This window comes from Bartonella sp. TS82HLJMH (assembly GCF_042193495.1).
In the GTDB taxonomy this organism is placed as follows: Bacteria; Pseudomonadota; Alphaproteobacteria; order Rhizobiales; family Rhizobiaceae; genus Bartonella; species Bartonella grahamii.
In genome coordinates, this window is record NZ_JBHILU010000003.1 from 1 (window position 1) to 19,417 (window position 19,417).

Annotated in this window: 19 protein-coding genes; 16 read left to right on the top strand and 3 right to left on the bottom strand. The window is 37.5% G+C overall.

What is annotated here, in order from left to right; translation table 11 throughout:
• The 16 genes from ACFIKO_RS02015 to ACFIKO_RS02090 all read left to right on the top strand — a co-directional run.
• A partial coding sequence (locus ACFIKO_RS02015; RefSeq protein WP_375673163.1) for a YadA-like family protein occupies positions 1-442 on the top strand: 442 nt, incomplete at its 5' end.
• On the top strand, positions 439-1,041 hold the full coding sequence (locus ACFIKO_RS02020; protein ID WP_375619476.1) for an invasion associated locus B family protein: 603 nt from the start codon (positions 439-441) through the stop codon (positions 1,039-1,041). The genes ACFIKO_RS02015 and ACFIKO_RS02020, both read left to right, overlap by 4 nt.
• Before the next feature lie 934 nt (positions 1,042-1,975).
• The gene (locus tag ACFIKO_RS02025) at positions 1,976-3,286 is read left to right on the top strand and encodes a Ppx/GppA phosphatase family protein (RefSeq protein WP_375619477.1); all 1,311 of its coding nucleotides are present in this window, start codon (positions 1,976-1,978) and stop codon (positions 3,284-3,286) included.
• Between the two features lie 29 nt (positions 3,287-3,315).
• Positions 3,316-4,044 (top strand): RlmE family RNA methyltransferase, encoded by a 729-nt coding sequence (locus ACFIKO_RS02030; protein ID WP_375619478.1) that lies wholly within the window; start codon positions 3,316-3,318, stop codon positions 4,042-4,044.
• A 173-nt stretch (positions 4,045-4,217) separates the two neighbouring features.
• Positions 4,218-5,243: a GTPase ObgE gene (obgE, locus tag ACFIKO_RS02035; RefSeq protein WP_375619479.1), complete on the top strand. Its 1,026-nt coding sequence runs from the start codon at positions 4,218-4,220 to the stop codon at positions 5,241-5,243.
• 1 nt (position 5,244) lies between these two features.
• Positions 5,245-6,384, top strand: a complete 1,140-nt coding sequence (gene proB, locus ACFIKO_RS02040; RefSeq protein ID WP_375619480.1) for a glutamate 5-kinase — start codon at positions 5,245-5,247, stop codon at positions 6,382-6,384.
• A gap of 45 nt (positions 6,385-6,429) precedes the next feature.
• Positions 6,430-7,686 (top strand): glutamate-5-semialdehyde dehydrogenase, encoded by a 1,257-nt coding sequence (locus ACFIKO_RS02045; protein ID WP_375619481.1) that lies wholly within the window; start codon positions 6,430-6,432, stop codon positions 7,684-7,686.
• 29 nt (positions 7,687-7,715) lie between these two features.
• The gene (locus ACFIKO_RS02050; protein WP_375619482.1) at positions 7,716-8,309 is read left to right on the top strand and encodes a nicotinate-nucleotide adenylyltransferase; all 594 of its coding nucleotides are present in this window, start codon (positions 7,716-7,718) and stop codon (positions 8,307-8,309) included.
• A gap of 111 nt (positions 8,310-8,420) precedes the next feature.
• Positions 8,421-8,807, top strand: coding sequence for a ribosome silencing factor (rsfS, locus tag ACFIKO_RS02055; protein WP_375619483.1), 387 nt, complete (start codon positions 8,421-8,423; stop codon positions 8,805-8,807).
• 1 nt (position 8,808) lies between these two features.
• Positions 8,809-9,291 carry a 23S rRNA (pseudouridine(1915)-N(3))-methyltransferase RlmH gene (gene rlmH, locus ACFIKO_RS02060; RefSeq protein WP_375619484.1) on the top strand — a complete coding sequence of 161 codons (483 nt, stop codon included), beginning with the start codon at positions 8,809-8,811 and terminating at the stop codon, positions 9,289-9,291.
• 96 nt (positions 9,292-9,387) lie between these two features.
• Positions 9,388-10,668: a murein hydrolase activator EnvC family protein gene (locus ACFIKO_RS02065; RefSeq protein ID WP_375673164.1), complete on the top strand. Its 1,281-nt coding sequence runs from the start codon at positions 9,388-9,390 to the stop codon at positions 10,666-10,668.
• On the top strand, positions 10,658-11,968 hold the full coding sequence (locus ACFIKO_RS02070; RefSeq protein WP_375619486.1) for a S41 family peptidase: 1,311 nt from the start codon (positions 10,658-10,660) through the stop codon (positions 11,966-11,968). Before ACFIKO_RS02065 ends, ACFIKO_RS02070 begins: the two co-directional genes overlap by 11 nt.
• A gap of 39 nt (positions 11,969-12,007) precedes the next feature.
• Positions 12,008-12,529: an RNA pyrophosphohydrolase gene (locus ACFIKO_RS02075; RefSeq protein WP_375619487.1), complete on the top strand. Its 522-nt coding sequence runs from the start codon at positions 12,008-12,010 to the stop codon at positions 12,527-12,529.
• A gap of 100 nt (positions 12,530-12,629) precedes the next feature.
• On the top strand, positions 12,630-13,190 hold the full coding sequence (locus ACFIKO_RS02080; protein ID WP_375619488.1) for an invasion associated locus B family protein: 561 nt from the start codon (positions 12,630-12,632) through the stop codon (positions 13,188-13,190).
• 333 nt (positions 13,191-13,523) lie between these two features.
• A complete protein-coding gene (locus ACFIKO_RS02085; RefSeq protein WP_375619489.1) occupies positions 13,524-13,817 on the top strand; it encodes a YggT family protein in 294 nt (97 codons plus the stop codon).
• Between the two features lie 22 nt (positions 13,818-13,839).
• On the top strand, positions 13,840-14,154 hold the full coding sequence (locus tag ACFIKO_RS02090) for a DUF167 domain-containing protein (protein ID WP_375619490.1): 315 nt from the start codon (positions 13,840-13,842) through the stop codon (positions 14,152-14,154).
• Positions 14,155-14,208: 54 nt separating this feature from the next.
• Here the strand turns inward: ACFIKO_RS02090 and ppa are convergent, their stop codons facing one another.
• The 3 genes from ppa to mgtE all read right to left on the bottom strand — a co-directional run bounded on the left by ppa (position 14,209) and on the right by mgtE (position 19,259).
• Positions 14,209-14,739 (bottom strand): inorganic diphosphatase, encoded by a 531-nt coding sequence (gene ppa, locus ACFIKO_RS02095; protein WP_375619491.1) that lies wholly within the window; start codon positions 14,737-14,739, stop codon positions 14,209-14,211.
• 68 nt (positions 14,740-14,807) lie between these two features.
• Positions 14,808-16,634, bottom strand: coding sequence for a translational GTPase TypA (typA, locus tag ACFIKO_RS02100; RefSeq protein WP_375619492.1), 1,827 nt, complete (start codon positions 16,632-16,634; stop codon positions 14,808-14,810).
• A 1,248-nt stretch (positions 16,635-17,882) separates the two neighbouring features.
• Positions 17,883-19,259 carry a magnesium transporter gene (mgtE, locus tag ACFIKO_RS02105; protein ID WP_375619493.1) on the bottom strand — a complete coding sequence of 459 codons (1,377 nt, stop codon included), beginning with the start codon at positions 19,257-19,259 and terminating at the stop codon, positions 17,883-17,885.
• Positions 19,260-19,417 lie beyond the last annotated feature (158 nt).

A 19,417-nucleotide genomic window follows, 5' to 3' on the forward strand; every position in this document is an offset into this window, starting at 1 on the left:
TGGAAAGATTGAAAAGGATTCGAAAGAAGCTGTTAATGGAGGTCAGTTACATGATTACACAGAACAGCAGATGAAGACGGTTCTTGAAGATGCGAAGAAATATACGGATGATCAAGTCAATAGTTTTGTCAATAATGGCGTTAACGAGGCGAAATCCTATACGGATATGAAGTTTGAGATGTTAAATTATGCTGTTGAGGATGTTCGCAAGGAAGCAAGACAAGCAGCGGCGATTGGTTTAGCGGTGTCTAACTTACGTTACTATGACATACCAGGATCTTTAAGTGTTTCATTTGGTAGTGGTTTGTGGCGCAGTCAATCCGCGTTTGCTATTGGAGCTGGTTATACATCTGAAGATGGAAATATTCGCTCGAATGTATCTATTACGAGTGCTGGAGGTCACTGGGGGATAGGTGCTGGAATTACTCTGAGGTTGAGATGATAATAGAAAAAATGGCTGTTATTGTAAAAAAGAGAAGTATGTTAGTAACGGTTCTGTTCGCTCTTGCCTTAATAGGCAAGAGCGAAAGCTTTGCTAGCGAGAACAATAATATTTATACAGTGCATCCACCGCACTTATCGATACCTAAAGGAGAACCTGGTGAAACACGTCGAATTATTATGCAGTTTTATGATTGGACTTTGATTTGTGACGAAAAACAAAAGCTTAAACATAAGCAAGGTATATGTAATGTGACACAGACTGTTCATGATCAAGAAGGAAATACCATTTTTAGTTGGTCTCTTGTGTCTACGACAAGTGGTCAAGCAGTGATGCTTTTTCGAACATTGCCAAATTCTGATATAAATGTTCCGATTCAAATGTTTGTAAAAGGTGTTAAAAAACCTGTTCTTATTCATTATACGCAATGCAATGAAACCGTTTGTTTGGCCCAGTCGCCTGTAGGGCCGGTTTTGACTAAACAAATAGAGCAGGACAATAAAGTACGTATTTCCTATAAAATTAAAGAAGGAAAGGTATTTTCTTTTACTGTACCATTTAAAGGGTTAAATGCGGCACTTAATTCTTTACGTCCTTAGAATCCATCGAGTATTTTTAACAAGAGTCATTTTTTCATAAATCGTTGTATTATATTTTTGAGTGTAAATTATAAGGTCAAATAAGTAAGAATTTTTATATAATATGATATCGAGGTGATTTATTGGAAAGAGTGAGAGTTTTATGAATGTAAAGTCACAATAAGTTCTTTATATGTAATAGAAAATCAAGTTAGTATTTTCCATAAAGCTTAAAGAATGATTTCGTTAGTTATTAAAAGTAAAAAAGATTAGAAATATTCGATTTAAAATAATTAAAAAGATGGCTTCCTTACAATAATAAGTAGGCTCAATTCTTTTTTAAAGCTTAAAATGGATTTTCAGAGCGGTCTGATTAAGCATTAATATTTTTCAGATAAATTTATAATCCTAGAGAGTTTTTTGAACGACAGTTTTTATTGGTATTCACAAAATAACAGCTATAGTAATTGCATTTTGTAGTACTACAGAACTTTTATTCCAGCATAATCAAAGCCACTTCATTGCATACAACAAACGAGGCTTGTGTGTGGATAACGAGATTGAAAAAAAAGAAAAAATTTTTTATAAACCTTACTAATGTATAGGTTGTTGTGACCTTAAGAGTCAGCAAATAGTATGATAATGTAGGTTTGTTACAATAAAGGTGTGCTCCGTGTAAATGGTATAAAGAAAAGAGCAAAATTTATAAAAATTGATGCGAACGTAAACGATTAATTTATAGTTTTAAGTTCATAAAGGGAAGCATGATTTCACGGAAACAACCAAAAGATTATCAAAAATATGAATGATGCTAGCGTGGAAAATTTTAATGATAGGTAAAGAAAGAATGATTTTTTGTATTTATCATTTGATGCTGCATTGTTGCTTTATTTAGGAATGAACAGAAGAGTTTTCGCGTTTATTTATTGGGGGAAACGCTCAAGGGATAAGAGAAATGACCCCGTTAAATTATGGTTCAAAAGAGTTAAAGCGAGGAGAAATATACGATACCAAAGCAGATCAGTTGTATGATCAGTGCAGTAGTAATACAAATAATCGTTCCGCATTGTCACGAACAGAGGCGTACTCTGTCTTTGTTGATATAAAGAGACAACAGAGAAAAAAACATTATGAACAGAAACAGTTTTTTGTTCAATCTGAGACAGCTTTTGAGTTTCATAATCAGATAATGATAGGTGCTCAAAAAACAAAAAAACTCAAAGCGCCTTTTCTTCGACGGTTCCCTCCAGTAAAATCTCCACCTCTTTATGCGGCACTTGACCTCGGAACGAATAATTGTCGTCTTCTTATCGCATCTCCTAGTAAACCTGGATATTTTCGTGTTGTTGATGCTTTTTCTCGTATTGTACGATTGGGAGAAGGTTTAATAAATAACGGTTTTCTTAATACACGAGCTATGGATCGTGCGATTGAAGCATTAAAGATTTGTTATTTAAAGCTAAAACAAAGGCATATTAAGCGTTATCGCTTGATTGCAACAGAAGCTTGTCGTTCTGCAGAAAATGGTAGACATTTTATTCAGCGTGTTTTGGAGGAGACAGGTCTTGAATTGGAAATTGTTGATCGGCAAACAGAAGCGCGTTTTGCTGTTACAGGGTGTAGTACACTTGTTGAACCAAATACTGACGCAATTGTACTTTTTGATATTGGAGGAGGATCATCAGAAATTGTGCTACTTGATGTTTCTCAAAAGCGTTCTTTTCGTTTAGCTAGACAAATTATCGCTTGGACTTCTCTTCCTGTTGGTGTTGTTACGCTTGCTGAACGTTTTGGAGGGAAGAATATTAGCTTAGACGATTTTGAAAAAATGAAAAGCTATGTGCGAGGGTTATTAAATAAATTTTCAGATCGTCATAAATTAGGAGAGTTAGCGCAAGGTTCGAAGTTTCATCTTTTGGGAACCTCCGGTACGGTTACGACTTTAGCAGGAATGTATCTTAATTTAGAGCGTTATGATAGGAAAAAAGTGGATGGCACTTGGATGAATGATGCAGACATTACTCTTATGACACAACGCTTATTATCATGGGATATAGAAAAACGTGTCATAAGTCCTTTTATTGGGCGCGAGAGAGCAGATTTAGTTTTAGCTGGTTGTGCAATTTTAGATGTTATTCGGGAAGTTTGGCCAAGTCAGCGTTTAAGAGTTGCTGATCGTGGATTAAGGGAAGGAATCTTGATAGAGCTGATGTTACGCGATGGGGTATGGTGTCGTCATAGAAAGAGCAGAGATTTCAAGCGTTAGAGAATTAAATATGGAGACAATGAATAACGATGAAAAAAACAATAAAAACACCGAGGGGTGGCTACGGAGGTTCAGGGTCACATGAATTATATCAGCGCGTAAAAAAGAAAGCAGGAACCATTAAAGCTTCATCACGACGATGGTTAGAGAGGCATCTGAATGATCCTTATGTCCATCAATCAAAAGTAGATGGTTATCGTTCTCGCGCGGCTTATAAACTCATTGAAATTAATGAGCGTTATAAGTTTTTGAAAAAAGGTCAAAAGGTTATTGATCTAGGAGCAGCACCTGGGGGCTGGTGTCAGGTGGCGGAGCGTATAGTAGGGTCAAGCGATGAAGATCCTAGCGTTGTTGGTATTGATTATTTACATGTTGATCCATTGCCTAGAGTTGCCATGTTAGAAATGGATTTTTTGCATACAGATGCACCACAGAAATTAATTGAAACTTTAGGGACAAAACCGGATGTGGTTCTTTCTGATATGGCAGCGCCAACAACAGGCCATCGTCAGACAGATCATTTAAGAACGATTTATTTATGTGAAGTTGCGGCTGATTTTGCTCTTTCGGTTCTTAAGCCTGGGGGACATTTTTTAGCAAAGGCTTTTCAAGGAGGAGCAGAAAAAACTCTTCTCACGATACTAAAACAGCATTTTAAAAAAGTCTATCATGTTAAACCACCCGCAAGCCGATCAGAGTCAGTAGAACTTTATCTTCTAGCACTTGAATTTAAGGGAAAAACAAAAATACAAGAATAGCGCCTTCTTTTAAGAAGACTTAACTTTACTTAATCTATTTAGATGTGATGATTTTTTTCTCAAAGAGTTATCGGCGATATTGACAGTTTTTCTGTTATCAATGATGAAAAACTGGTAAAACTAATGTATTGCCTATAGAGGTAGAGAGATTGATTCCTCAGTGAGTGCTTCTAATGAAATTTCTTGATCAAGCTAAAGTTTATATTCGTTCTGGTAATGGAGGTTCTGGAGCAGTATCATTTCGTCGCGAAAAATTCATAGAATTTGGGGGACCTGATGGGGGGAATGGAGGACGGGGTGGTGATGTTTGGGCTCTTGTTGTTGATGGGCTTAACACGCTGATTGATTATCGCTACCAACAGCATTTTAAAGCAAAAACAGGGGGGCATGGCAAGGGTCGTAATATGACGGGTGAAAAGGGTGATGATGTCATCCTTAAAGTTCCGGTTGGGACGCAAATTTTTGAAGAAGATAACACAACGTTAATCTGTGATTTAACGGAAGTAGGACAGCGCTATCGTCTTGCAAAAGGAGGGAATGGCGGTTTTGGTAATCTTCATTTTACAACATCGACAAATCGAGCACCGCGTCGTGCAAATCCAGGTTTGGCTGGAGAAGAGCGCGCAGTATGGCTTCGCTTGAAGTTAATTGCTGACGCTGGGCTTGTTGGTTTACCCAATGCTGGAAAATCAACTTTTTTAGCTTCTGTAACGGCTGCAAAACCAAAAGTTGCAGATTATCCTTTTACCACTCTACATCCTCATCTTGGTGTTGTACGTATTGATGATCGTGAATTTGTTTTGGCTGATATTCCAGGATTAATTGAAGGAGCGCATGAAGGTGTGGGAATTGGAGATCGTTTTTTAGGACATGTGGAACGTTGTCACGTACTTCTTCATCTGATTTCTTCTCAAGAAGAAGATGTAGCAAAAGCATATCAAATTGTGCGTCATGAACTTGAGGCATATGGAAATAATCTAAGTGATAAGACTGAAATTGTCGCTTTAAGCCAGATAGATACTCTGACAATTGAAGAGCGTAAAACGAAACAGGAAGCTTTGCAAAGAGCAGCGGATCAACCTGTTATGATGTTTTCTGCGGTTAGCCGCGAAGGTTTAGAAAATGTGCTGCGTGCTGGTGCACATATTATTGAAATGTCACGCAAAGAGGAGATCAGTGTGGATAGCAAGGTTGATTGAGATGGCTGTTGGATCGCAAAAACTTACACACTATAAACGTATTGTGGTCAAGATTGGATCTGCCCTTTTGGTTGATCCTCAGACAGGTTTACGGGTTGAATGGCTTAAAAGCTTGATCAGTGATGTTGTTGAATTGCACAAAAAAGGCGTAGAGATATTGTTGGTGTCTTCAGGCGCTATTGCTTTAGGAAGGACATTGCTACATCTTCCTAAAGGGGCTTTGAAATTGGAAGAAAGTCAGGCATGTGCTGCTTTGGGGCAAATTGAGTTAGCGAAAACCTATAGTGATGCCCTTGCTCAATATGGGCTCAAAACAGGACAAATTTTGCTCACTTTATTTGATACGGAAGAGCGAAGGCGTTATCTTAATGCACGTGCGACGATTAATGTGCTTTTACGTTTTAGAGCGGTACCTGTTATTAATGAGAATGATACTGTTGCGACAAATGAAATTCGTTATGGTGATAATGATCGTTTAGCTGCACGTGTGGCAACAATGATGGGGGCAGATCTTTTAATACTTTTATCTGATATTGATGGTCTTTATACAAAGTCTCCCCATAGTGATCCAACGGCTGAATTTATACCTTTTGTTGCATCCATTACGCATGATATCGAAAAAATGGCAGATGTTGCTGTTTCAGAGTTTTCACGGGGAGGAATGAAGACCAAGCTTGATGCTGGAAAGATAGCTAATGCTGCTGGAACGGCGATGATTATCACCTCAGGCAAGCGTATGAATCCCCTTGCTGCAATTGACAAAGGTGAACGCAAGAGTTTTTTTGCGGCTGGTGAGAAATCTGTTAGTGCTTGGAAAACATGGATTTCTGGTCATTTAGATCCATCTGGTGTTTTGACGATTGATCAAGGAGCCATTAAGGCTCTTGAGTCAGGAAAATCATTATTAGCTGCAGGGGTTATTGCTGTTGAGGGAAATTTCCATCGTGGGGATACGGTTGCAATTGTTGATACAAATGGGGTTGAGATTGCACGTGGACTTGTAAGCTATGGCAAAGATGAGGCTGTACGCATTATAGGACGTAAAAGCGAAGAAATTGAATCTATTCTTGGGTATGAGGCGCGCTCTGCTATGGTGCATCGTAATGATATGATTCTACGTTTCTTGACCAATTCTGTTTAAAAAAGTTACTTTTGTTTTTATTGTTTTGGCAGAGTGGATAATACGATGACTTTAGAAGAACAAATGAAAGATATGGGACAAAAAGCACGTTATGCCGCTGCAGCATTGGCTGTTGCTTCTTCTGAGCAAAAGAACAATGCATTGGAAATGATCGCTTTAAGTCTAGAGGCTCAGTCAGATAAAATTTTACGAGCGAATTGTCAAGATTTAGAGAATGCTGCTCAGAATAATTTGAAAGCAGCAATGATTGATCGGCTAAAATTGGATGACTTGCGTTTACGTACAATGATAGACAGTGTTCGCCAAGTTGCTCGTTTATCTGATCCTGTTGGACAGGTCATGAGTGCGTGGAAACGTCCAAATGGGCTTCATATAAGTCGTGTACGAACACCTCTTGGTGTGATTGGTATTATTTATGAAAGTCGTCCAAATGTTACAGTTGATGCAAGTTCTTTGTGCTTAAAAGCAGGCAATGCTGTGATTTTGCGCGGTGGTTCGGATAGCTTTCATTCTTCTCATGCTCTTTATGGAGCTTTGGTACAAGGTTTAGAACGCTCTGGTTTACCCAAAGATGCTATTCAAATGGTTGGAACGACAGATCGCGCTGCCGTTGGGGAAATGCTCAAAGGATTGGATGGAGCGATTGATGTGATCGTACCACGTGGTGGAAAGAGCCTTGTTGCCCGCGTTCAGTCTGATGCACGTGTTCCAATTTTTGCTCATTTGGAGGGACTTTGTCATATTTATATTGATAAATCGGCAGATTTAGCTATGGCACGCAATATTGTTTTAAATGCAAAGTTGCGGCGGACAGGGATATGCGGTGCTGTTGAGACAGTTCTCATTGACAGCCAGGCATTAAAAAAGTTTCTTCCTGTTTTAACTGCTTTACAGGAGAAGGGGTGTGAAATTCGTGCCACAGAAGATATTGTTTTTCTTATGTCAGATGTCAAATTAGCTTCTGAAGAAGATTGGTCGCATGAATATCTTGATGCTATTCTTTCTGTTAAAACGGTTGAGGGTGTTGAGGGAGCCATTTCTCATATCAAGCGTTATTCATCAGGACATACGGAATCGATTATTGCTGAGGATTTGAAAGTAGTGAAGAATTTTTTTAATCATTTAGATTCAGCTATTTTGCTGCACAATGCGTCCACACAATTTGCTGATGGAGGTGAATTTGGTTTTGGAATGGAAATTGGTATCGCAACAGGAAAAATGCATGCACGTGGCCCGATAGGTGTTGAACAGCTAACTTCATTTCAATATCATGTTAAAGGAAATGGTCAGGTTAGAGCTTGAGAACACCATTTTTTCCATGGAAAAATTGTATGCCACATGTTGAAAGATCCAATGTTGTGGGTCTTTTTGGGGGGTCCTTTAATCCACCGCATGTAGGGCATCTTCTTGTTGCAAAAATTGCCATTCGGCGTTTGCATCTTGATCAGTTATGGTGGATGATCACTCCAGGAAATCCTTTAAAGGATTGTACACAGTTGCTCTCTTTAGAGGAGAGAATGCAATTAAGTTTTAAACTTATTGACCATCCGAAAATTCGCTTAACAGGTTTTGAACAGGCTATAGGGAGCAAAGTATCAGTAGATACAATTTTTCATATTCTTACCCATTACAGTGGCGTAAATTTTGTATGGATTATGGGGGCAGATAGTTTTACGACGATACATCATTGGTATCGATGGCATGATATCGTCTCTATGCTTCCTATTGCGATTATTGATCGTCCTTTAGGCAATCGGTCGGCACTTTTTTCTCCTATGGCACATATTTATCGTCGTTTTCGTTTGGATGAGAGAGAAAGTAAGCGATTACCTTTTATCAAGCCACCAGTTTGGACTTATTTGCATGGACCTTTATCTTTTCAATCTTCAACAAATCTGCGTTTGAAAAAGAATGATTTTTCTTGAACATTTCATAAGATTCTGCTTCTCTTTAGAGAAATCTCTTTTTTAGATTCCACAACGATAAGAAAGGATATTGATCTGAAAAACATTGCACATAAACACTCTTACAATAGTATGCCTTCAAAAGAAAAAAAAGTTTTTTCTGTTAGTGAGAGTCTTGAAGTTATTCTCAAGAGTTTAGAAGATACAAAAGCAGAAGATATTGTTGCTATTGATATTCGAGGGAAGTCATCTTTGGCTGATTATATGGTCATAGCTTCAGCAAATTCGCAGCGTCATGTATCTTCTGTTGCTGATCATTTATTACATACTTGGAAAGATAATGGGCAGGGGCTTGCGCGCGTAGAAGGGCTTGCTGGAGGTGATTGGGTATTGATTGATATAGGTGACATTATCATTCATCTTTTTCGTCCAGAAATTCGCCTTTTTTATAATTTAGAAAAAATATGGATCACTCCGGATTTAAACGATACAGCTTTGCTTCTCTTCGGAGATCATTAAAATGCAAATTTCTATTTTTGCGGTTGGCCGTATGAAAAGTGGGGCGGAGCAAAAATTAGTTCAGCATTATTTGGATCGTTTTTCTAAAATTTCTGGAGTTGTAGGCTTTCATTTAAAAAAGTTACAAGAGATACCAGAAAGTCGTGCTCAAACAGCGTGTCAACGTATGGAGGAAGAGGGGAGAAGACTTATTGAATTTTTACCTGAAAAATGTCGATTAATTGTGTTAGACGAGCGTGGAGAATCGATTTCTTCAACTTCTTTTTCTGAAAAATTGAGGTGTTATCGTGATGAAGGCATTCGAGATGTCGTCATTGCTTTGGGAGGACCTGATGGGCATAATGAACAAATAAGGAAGCATGCTGATTTGCTTTTATCTTTTGGTTTGATGACGTGGCCACATCAAATTGCACGTATTCTTCTTACAGAACAACTTTACCGGGCTGTGACAATTGAAAATAATCATCCGTATCATCGTTTTTAATATTTTTGTGCAATTTTTAGCACTTATTTATATATTTATTAATATTGTTTTAGCTGACACCATTTAAAGCATCTCTAATGTATACGATGAGGTGTTGTGGTTGGGCAAATGAAAAAGCTTCTACATAGAAAGATGCTATATTTATATGGGGAATGCGTGATATTTGTCATTCTGCTCTTGAGTATGTTTTTTTGCTTTTCTGTATCGCATGCGGAAGATACAATGAGGAGTACAGAAGCACATAAAGAATTGGGAGAAATTCGCCAAAATATTTCACTTTCGCGTGAGCGTGTTGCTTTTCTTACGCATCAAGTTGAGCATTTAAAAAAAGATCAACGTGTTTTGAGTGATGCACTTATAAAGGCGGCTAAAGAAGAACGTACAGTAGCAGATGATATTGCTAAAAGGGAAGAAAAGCTTAAAAAAATGATAGAAAAGCGGGTACAAGTCTATCAAAGTTTAAAAAATCGTCGCGCTGAATTTGCGGAAGTTCTTGCAATTTTGGAACGTATGGGATTGAATCCGCCTCCTGCTCTTATGATACAGCCAGAGGATGCGTTGGCTTCTATACGTAGTTCTGTTTTATTAGGTACTGTTATTCCTCAGATGCAAGAGAAAACACGAGATTTAACACAGAAACTCAAGGAGTTGACCAATTTGAGTAATTCCATTACTACGGAATATACGGCATTAAAGACAAAACTGCAAAATCAAGCAGAGCAGCGAAAACGTCTAGAGCTTTTATTAGACAAAAAAAACAAACTACAAAAAAAATCAGAAAAAGAACTTACAGAACAGCAACAAAAAAATATTACTCTTGCTAAAAAAGCGCAGTCTTTGGAAGAATTGATTTTAGAGCTCGACCGTCAGTCAAAACTTAGCTCTGACGCATCAGTAAAGGTACGGAAAAGTTTGCAATTATTAGAACAGTCCAATTTTGAAAGCCGAAAAGGTTCATTACTTTTTCCTGTTTCAGGAAAAAGAATACATCACTCTAACAAAAGTTCGCAGATTACGCGCTTTGGTGAAACGATAGAAACAGAGGCAGGAGCTGTTGTTATATCGCCTGTGGATGCTTTTGTTGCTTTTGCTGGGCCATTTCGTTCTTACGGACAGTTAATTATTCTCAATGTTGGAAATGGTTATCATATCATTCTTACTGGAATGTCGAGAATTAATGTAAAACAGGGGCAGTTTGTTCTTTCAGGTGAGCCTCTGGGTATAATGGAGATGCAATTTATTTCAAACAGTGTTGCATTGGATATAGGAAAAACTTCTCCAATGCTTTACATTGAGTTTAGAAAGCAGGGAAAACCTGTAAATCCAACTCCTTGGTGGCAGACTGAAAAAATAAGAAGGAGCCAAAATGATTCGTAAAGTTATTCTTTTGGTCGCTGGGGTATTGCTCGGCGCCTGTTCAATGATTATGGTGCAGTCTGTTGCTGCGAATAATGAAGATAATGCATATAAAAAGCTAGCTATATTTGGCGATGTTTTTGAGCGCGTGCGTATGCAATACGTTACAGTTCCAGATGATAAAAAGCTTATTGAAAATGCTATCAATGGCATGCTCACATCACTGGACCCTCATTCATCTTATTTGAATGCTGAAGAAGCCAAGGATATGCGGGATTCTACGAAAGGAGAGTTCGGAGGTCTTGGTATTGAGGTCACTATGGAAAAAAACTTAATTAAAGTTGTTTCACCAATGGATGATACTCCCGCTTCAAAAGCAGGTATTTTAGCAGGAGACCTTATTTCAAAAATTGATGATGTACAAACGAATGGTCAAACATTGAATGAAGCTGTTAATAAGATGCGAGGTGCTCCTGGAACACCCATTACCTTAACAATTATTCGTTCTGGCGTTGATAAGCCATTTGAAGTGAAGATTGTTCGTGATATTATCAAGGTAAAAGCGGTGAAATATAGGGTTGAGGGTGACATTGGATATTTAAGAGTTATCCAGTTTTCTGAGCAGACATTGGGTAATCTTCTGGCAGCAATTAAAGATATCCAATCTAAAATTCCTGAAGATAAGCTAAAAGGTTACGTCCTCGATTTGCGGCTTAATCCTGGTGGGCTTTTAGATCAAGCTGTTAATGTTTCGAGTGCTTTTCTCAATAAAGGTGAAATTGTGTCGACTCGTGGGCGCAAAAAGAGTGATGTGACAAGATTTGATGCGAAGCCAGGTGATGTTATCAATGGAAAACCGCTCATTGTCCTTATTAATGGTGGTTCGGCAAGTGCTTCTGAAATTGTTGCGGGTGCATTACAAGATCATCGTCGTGCAACAATTTTAGGGACGCAGTCTTTTGGTAAAGGATCTGTTCAAACAATTATTCCTTTGGGTGAAAATGGAGCTTTACGCTTGACAACAGCACTTTATTACACGCCATCTGGTACTTCTATTCAAGGAACAGGGATCACGCCTGATATTATTGTAGAGCAACCACTCCCTGAAAAATATAAGGGTTATGATGTAAAAGTTGGTGAGTCTGCATTAAAAGGACATATCAAAGGAAAACGAGAGAGTAATAAAGGATCTGGTTCAGCTGCTTTTGTTCCGAAAGATCCTAAAGATGATATTCAATTGAATGAGGCCTATAAACTGTTACGAGGTGAAATGGCAAATGCAGCATTTCCACCAGATCCCAATAAGGATGTGTTAAAGTGAGAAATGATATCTATAGCTTGCGATTTTGAGGAATATTAAATGGATGCAGGTATTAATTTGAAGATTCTTCCATATCGCAAATGTGTTGGGATTGTTGTCTTTAATCATGAGGGGAAAGTTTGGGTTGGGCGCCGTTTAATGACGCCCATTCATGCAAATATTGACATATCTCATTGTTGGCAGCTTCCTCAAGGAGGGATTGACGAAGATGAAAAACCATTAGATGCAGCATATCGTGAACTTTATGAAGAAACGGGTATTCGATCTGTAAAGTTGATTAAAGAAGCACAAAATTGGTTCCACTATGATTTTCCACAAGAACTTATTGGATGCACATTAAGCAATAAATATCGTGGGCAAATACAAAAGTGGTTTGCTTTCCAGTTTACGGGAAAGCTTTCTGAAATTGCGATTAATCCGCCACCAGATGGTAATAAAGCGGAATTTGATCAATGGAAATGGATTGATCTAGAAACCCTTCCGTTGATCGCTGTTTCTTTTAAAAAGCATGTCTATATGAAAGTTGTCAGCGAATTTCGAGGTAGCCTTAGACCATTATAAAAGCTATATGATTATAAGAAAGCTTTTTTTATTAAGACGCTTTATATTATTTATAAACAATAAACATGTTTCTCTTTTATGTAAAGAACAGGAATATAAAATGAAAAAATTATTTAATTTACTTATAGTTTTTACTCTCTTGAGTATTTCATCCGTTGCATTTGCAACAAATTCAAAGCCTCCTGCATCAAAAGATGCGGCAGCGACATTGCCAAATGGAGCTTCTTCTTTGACTGAAACCTACGGTTTGTGGACTATTAACTGTGGTATACAAGAAGGGAAAAGAATTTGTTTTATGCACCGTCAAGAAGTGAATGAGCAGGGGCGTGTTGTTGTGGCTATGAGCCTTATTCTCAATGCTGAGGGTGTTGTATCTGGTAATTTAACAGTTCCTTTTGGTATTTTGGTTTCTAAGCCTGTTCGTTTACAAGTTGATGAGGGAAAAGCTGTTATCGAAACTGGTATTCGGACTTGTGTACCAGCAGGTTGCATGGTTCCTGTCGTTTTTGACAAAAATCACGTAGCAGCTTTACGTTCTGGAAAACAGTTAAAGTTGGCAATGACAATTGCTGCTACAGGTGAACCAGCTTTAAATGATTTATTTGTTCAGCTCAATGGTTTTAGCAGTGCTCTTAACCGTTTGACTGCTTTGCAGAAATAATTTTAAAAATAAAATAAAAGCGGCCTTTAAAAGGCCGTTTTTAGTTAGTTTGTTTTTTATATATTAATAATTAAAACGATGAGATTTAAGATTAATCCTATAAGGGATATTCAAATTTTTTGCTGTTTCTTCTATTTTCATGTACTATTTTTAATTTTGATATTTGTTTTCTAGCTGCATCGTCATTAAATAGAGAGATGAAGAATTTAGATGTCTGGTTTTTATTCAAGAAAAAAGAGTATTGAAGTATAAAACCATTTTTTGGTACACAAACCTACTTTAATGAAGGTTTTCTATACGCTCTTCTGTTTCCTTGATTGAAAGGGATGACGCATGATTTATGCATTGCTTCGAACGATTGATTTGATTTTTGATATTTATATTGATATTTTAATCGCTAGTGTCATTTTTTCTTGGCTTTATGTCTTTAATATCATAAATTCGCGCAATCGCTTTGTTATTTTGATAGGAAGCTTTCTAAATCGTCTTACAAATCCTGTTCTAAGCCGTGTCCGGCAAATTTTACCAAATTTTGGAACAATTGATATTTCACCTATTGTAGTGTTTATTATTATTTATTTTATTCGTACTTTCATGTGGCGCGTTTACGCAAACATGTATTTATAGAAATATTACTTGAGGCGAATACATGTTTTATCAAGTTGATAAAAATAACTTGATTTTGTTTGTATATCTCATTCCCAAATCATCCGTTGACAAAATAATAGGGGTTGAATGTAGGGATGGTGAAAAACAATATCTGGTTATACGCCTTCGTGCTGTTCCTGAAGATGGAAAAGCGAATAAAGCTCTCATTAAATTTCTTGCGAAGCAGTGGAGAATACCATCTTCTTCTATTTCTCTGAAAAACGGCACAATATCTCGATACAAACAACTTTACTTTTCAACACATTTAGAAGAGCTAAAGCAGATATGGCAATCCTTTAGAGATTGTATCTCGTAGAAAAAATAAATAATAAAGCTTATTAAAAAAACAGGCTTTATTTTATTAAAATCGTTATATTTTTTTATTGCGCTCAACAGCCTGCTTAATTAATTCATAAGCAAAGTTTTTATCACGCCATCCTTCAATTTTGGCCCATTTCCCAGGTTCCAGATCTTTGTAATGCTTGAAGAAATGTTCAATTTGTTTGAGTGTAATCTCGGGCAGATCTGTATAGTCATGAATATTGATATAGCGTTTTGTTAATTTTGGAGTGGGAATGGCAATAATTTTTTCATCTTTACCACCATCATCTTCCATCATCAGAGCTCCTATGGGGCGAACATTGATAACACAACCAGGGATAAGTGGACGGGTATTACAGATAAGGACATCAATAGGATCACCATCATCTGAAAGCGTATGAGGGACAAAACCGTAATTTCCAGGATAAACCATTGATGTATGAAGAAAACGGTCAACAAATAATGCGCCCGACTTTTTATCCATTTCATATTTTATTGGTTGACCACCAAGAGAGACTTCCACAATAACGTTAATATCTTCTGGTGGATTCTTGCCTACGGGTATTTCTTTAATATTCATAGAGACATCCTTTCTGGGATATAGTGAGGCTCAATACAATTAAATATTTTACCAAAGAGATTATGAAATTAGCTTAAAATTGATGCACGTGTTTTTTCAAAACGTTTACGTTCATTAGGATCAAGATAGAGTTTGCGGAGACGAATATTTTTAGGGGTTACTTCCACAAGCTCATCATCTTGTATCCACGATAAGGCACGTTCTAATGTCATTTTAATGGGAGGCGTTAGCTTTACGGCTTCATCTTTTCCGGAAGCGCGCATATTGGTGAGTTTTTTTCCTTTTAACACATTAACTTCTAAGTCATTATCTCGTGAGTGGATGCCAATAATCATACCTTGATAGACTTTCACACCCGCATCGATGATCATAGGTCCACGATCTTCAAGATTAAAAAGAGCATAAGCGACAGATTCACCATTGTCATTTGAAATCATAACACCATTAACACGACCAGCAATGTCTCCTTTATAAGGTTCATAAGCATGGAAAAGGCGATTCATAATTGCTGTACCACGTGTGTCCGTTAAAAGTTCAGATTGATAACCAATGAGTCCTCTGGTTGGCGCATAAAAAACAAGTCGGACACGATTTCCCCCAGAAGGGCGTAATTCCACCATTTCGCCCTTACGTTCCGACATTTTTTGTACAACAGTACCGGAATATTCTTCATCAACATCGATAACAACTTCTTCAACTGGTTCAAGAGTTATTCCATTTTCATCTTTTTGCATAACAACACGTGGGCGTGAAACACTAAGCTCAAATCCTTCACGGCGCATATTTTCAATGAGAACTGCAAGCTGTAATTCTCCTCGTCCTGAAACGTAGAAAGAATCTTTATCGGCTGATTCTTCAATTTTAAGAGCGACGTTGCCTTCTGCCTCTTTTAACAATCTGTCACGAATGACACGACTTGTTACTTTATCGCCTTCAGTTCCAGCAAGGGGACTATCGTTGACGAGAAAACTCATAGTAACAGTAGGAGGATCAATTGGTTGGGCAGTAAGGGGTTCATTAACAGTAGGATCACAGAAAGTATCAGCAACGGTACCTTTTTGTAGACCTGCAATCGCAACAATATCACCAGCACTTCCTTCTTCAATAGGTTGCCGTTCTAAGCCACGAAATGCTAAAATCTTTGAAATACGCCCAGTTTCTAAAAGTTTTCCATCTTGTCCAAGAACCTTGACATTTTGGTTGGGTTTTAGAGAGCCAGAATGAATCCGCCCTGTAATAATTCGTCCCAAAAACGGATCCGCTTCAAGAATAGTTCCAATCATGCGAAACGGTCCTTCTGCTACACTAGGAGAAGGGACATGCTGCGTCACAAGATCAAATAAAGGACCTAATCCCTGATCTTTTGGTCCCTCGGGGGCTTCAGCCATCCATCCATCGCGTCCAGATCCATAAAGAATAGGAAAATCAAGCTGTTCATCGGTTGCATCAAGAGCAGCGAAAAGGTCAAAAACCTCATTAATGACTTCATCAACGCGTGCATCAGGCCGGTCAATTTTATTAATAGCAACAATAGGGCGCAACCCCACTTTCAATGCTTTGCCAACGACAAATTTTGTTTGTGGCATTGGTCCTTCAGCAGCATCAACAAGTACAATGGCTCCATCAACCATATTTAGAATGCGTTCAACTTCTCCACCAAAGTCGGCATGTCCTGGTGTATCAACAATATTAATTCGAGTATCTTTCCAAACAACAGATGTCACTTTCGCTAGGATTGTAATTCCACGTTCTTTTTCAATATCGTTTGAATCCATCATACGTTCGCTTGTACGCTGATTATCACGGAAGTTTCCTGATTGCTTGAGAAGCCCGTCTACAAGCGTTGTTTTCCCATGGTCAACGTGGGCAATGATGGCAATGTTACGCAATTGCATAAATTTTCTTCTTTTCGTTTAATGAAATTTCATTTGAGGCAAAGTCTTTACATTCCTTGCCTGACTATTATAAAACCTTTTACATGTTTTTTTATAATTTTGGAAGATGGAGGTAATATTTTTATGGTAAAACTATTCATCCAAGTCTTTAAGGCTCTATTAAGCTTCAATTGCTGGAGCTTCTTTTATAGTACGTATGTTCTATTCTCGAGCTAAGAATTGTCCATAAAAATCACCGTCAATTTGATTTTTATCAATATGATGTAAGGAATTTATATGAACGCTTGTAAGAATAAATAAGTATAAAGCTAGCTGTATTATTATTGTTGTTTTGCAAAGAGGCTGATAAAAATCCGGAATATCTCTTAATCCATAGCCAATTTATTGACGACTGTACGATATTTTTATTCTAACAAAGCTTTTTCTTATTCTATAACTTGTCAATCAAAATCCAGATTTAATGCTAGCGTGTATTTGAGGTAAATATTGAGACGATTAAGCATTTTATAAGATTTTAGATTTTGTATGCCAGATTGGGGCAAGAGTTATATCTGTTTTATTTATGAAACCGGAATACAGTCTTATTTAGAAAGAATATGAAGGCATCAAAAGAAAATTCTTATCTTTGCCGTTAAGCCAAATTTATGCTTTCAAAAGCATCTAAGCAATATAAACCATGAGGATAGTGCATTGCCTCACACTTTTGTTAATCGCATTCTCTAATAGGAGTATGCTTTTCATGCTAAACAGAACGCTTTAAACAGAATAGACCTGTTGTTGCATATTTATGTACTTAAGAGAGATTTTTGAACGTATACTACATCCATTTCATGATAGGGATCATAAATGATATAATATACGCGAATAGTATACTATCAACACCGTTGTGAAGAAATATAAAGCCTATTGTGCATATCATTATTATTCTTTCTCAGCTATCAATATTGCAACAGTTTTTGATACGAGAGAGAGAGAGGATATAAGAAGTATTTATTTTTTCTTGAATAGTTTTTAGCTATACACCAATCCCGTTTGTGACAAGCAAGAAGATAACTTTAATTCATTTAATATGAAAAGCTTTATGATGAGGCAAATTTACGATATTCGGAGCTGTTATTCAATAAAAATAATAAATTGTCTATGGAGCGGTGCGCTAGAAAATAAATTAATGGAGCTTATTCTCTTCTGGAAAGATCTTAGGTTACATGACAAAGTCTTTCCAGAAGAAAGAGTTTTTACTTTACATGTTTAAAGAAGAGTTCCTGACAAAATGATGGAAGCTACAGAAAAATAGATTATAATGCCCATGACATCTACTAAAGTTGCCACAAAAGGAGCAGAAGCACTTGCTGGATCAAACTTTAAGCCTTTAAGAATAAAAGGCAGCATAGATCCAGAAAGAGAACCAAAGGTAACGATTCCGACTAAAGCTGTACCTACTGTTGTCGAAACAGCAATCCAATGTTGCCCATAGTCGTAGATACCGAATTTTTGCCAGAGAGCAATGCGCGTAATGCCAATAATTCCAAGTAAGAGACCAAGAGATAGTCCTGTTGGAATTTCACGAATGAACACTTTCCACCAGTCTTTCAACGTGAGTTCACGTAAAGCCAATGCACGGATAATAAGGGATGTAGCCTGTGAGCCGGAATTTCCTCCTGAGCTCATAATGAGAGGTATGAACAGTGTAAGAATAATCGCTTTTTCGAGTTCTGTTTCGAAATGTTGCATAGCACTTGCTGTCAGCATTTCACCGACAAAGAGTAAAGCGAGCCATCCGCCACGTTTTTTCATCATTTCAGGGAACTTAATTTGCATATAGGGCTTATTAAGCGCTTCCATACCCCCAAATTTATAGGCATCTTCATTCATCTCATCAACCATAGTATCAAGCACGTCATCGACGGTTACAATGCCAATGACATGGTTACTTTCATCAACTACAGGCACAGAGAGAAGATCATGGCGCTGGAAAAGGCGTGCGATATCTTCATGATGTGTGAAGGGCGATATTGTAATGGGCGAGTCATGGGTAGGGACATTAAGAATTTGTTCATCAGGTGAGGCAAGAATAAGGTTACGCAGTGAAACAGCTTTGAGAAGAATACCTGTTTTAGGGTCAATTACATAGCTGGTATAAACGGTTTCACGTGTTCGCTCGACCTCACGAATGTGATCCAAAGTTTTTTGTATAGTCCAGTTTGAAGGAACGGCTATAAATTCTGTTGTCATCAGTGCCCCTGCTGTATGATCAGGATAACTGGTGAGTTTTTTAAGTTCAGCGCGCGTTAAGGGCTTAAGCAAGGCATAAAGTCGTGTGCGGGTTTCTTTATCCATTTCTTGAAAGACGTCTGCAGCAGCATCGGCAGACATGCCATCAAGAATTTCAACAGCACGATTTATAGGGAGAAGTTCTAGGATGGAAGCAGGTTGTTCAAGCTCTGGTTTATCAAAAAGTTCGATAACATAATCAAGAGGCAGAAGACTAAGAATGGTTACACGTTCCATGATATCGAGGTCATTGATGATATCAATAGAGTCTGCAAAATGCTGATTTTTTAACTTTTCAGCGAGAGCTTCAGGAGAAAAATTTTTGAAGTCGAAGGTCGTTTTGATTTCAGTCATGATAAAGTACCTCCTGAAGAGTTGGAGAGTTGTAAATCTAGATAATAGATGAGATAATAACAAAAAGTTTATGGAAGATTTAAAAAAACTCCCCAGCTATATTCCCAATTGTTAATATTTTGAGTAAAGTCAAGGGTGAATTATAAGTTATAAACAAG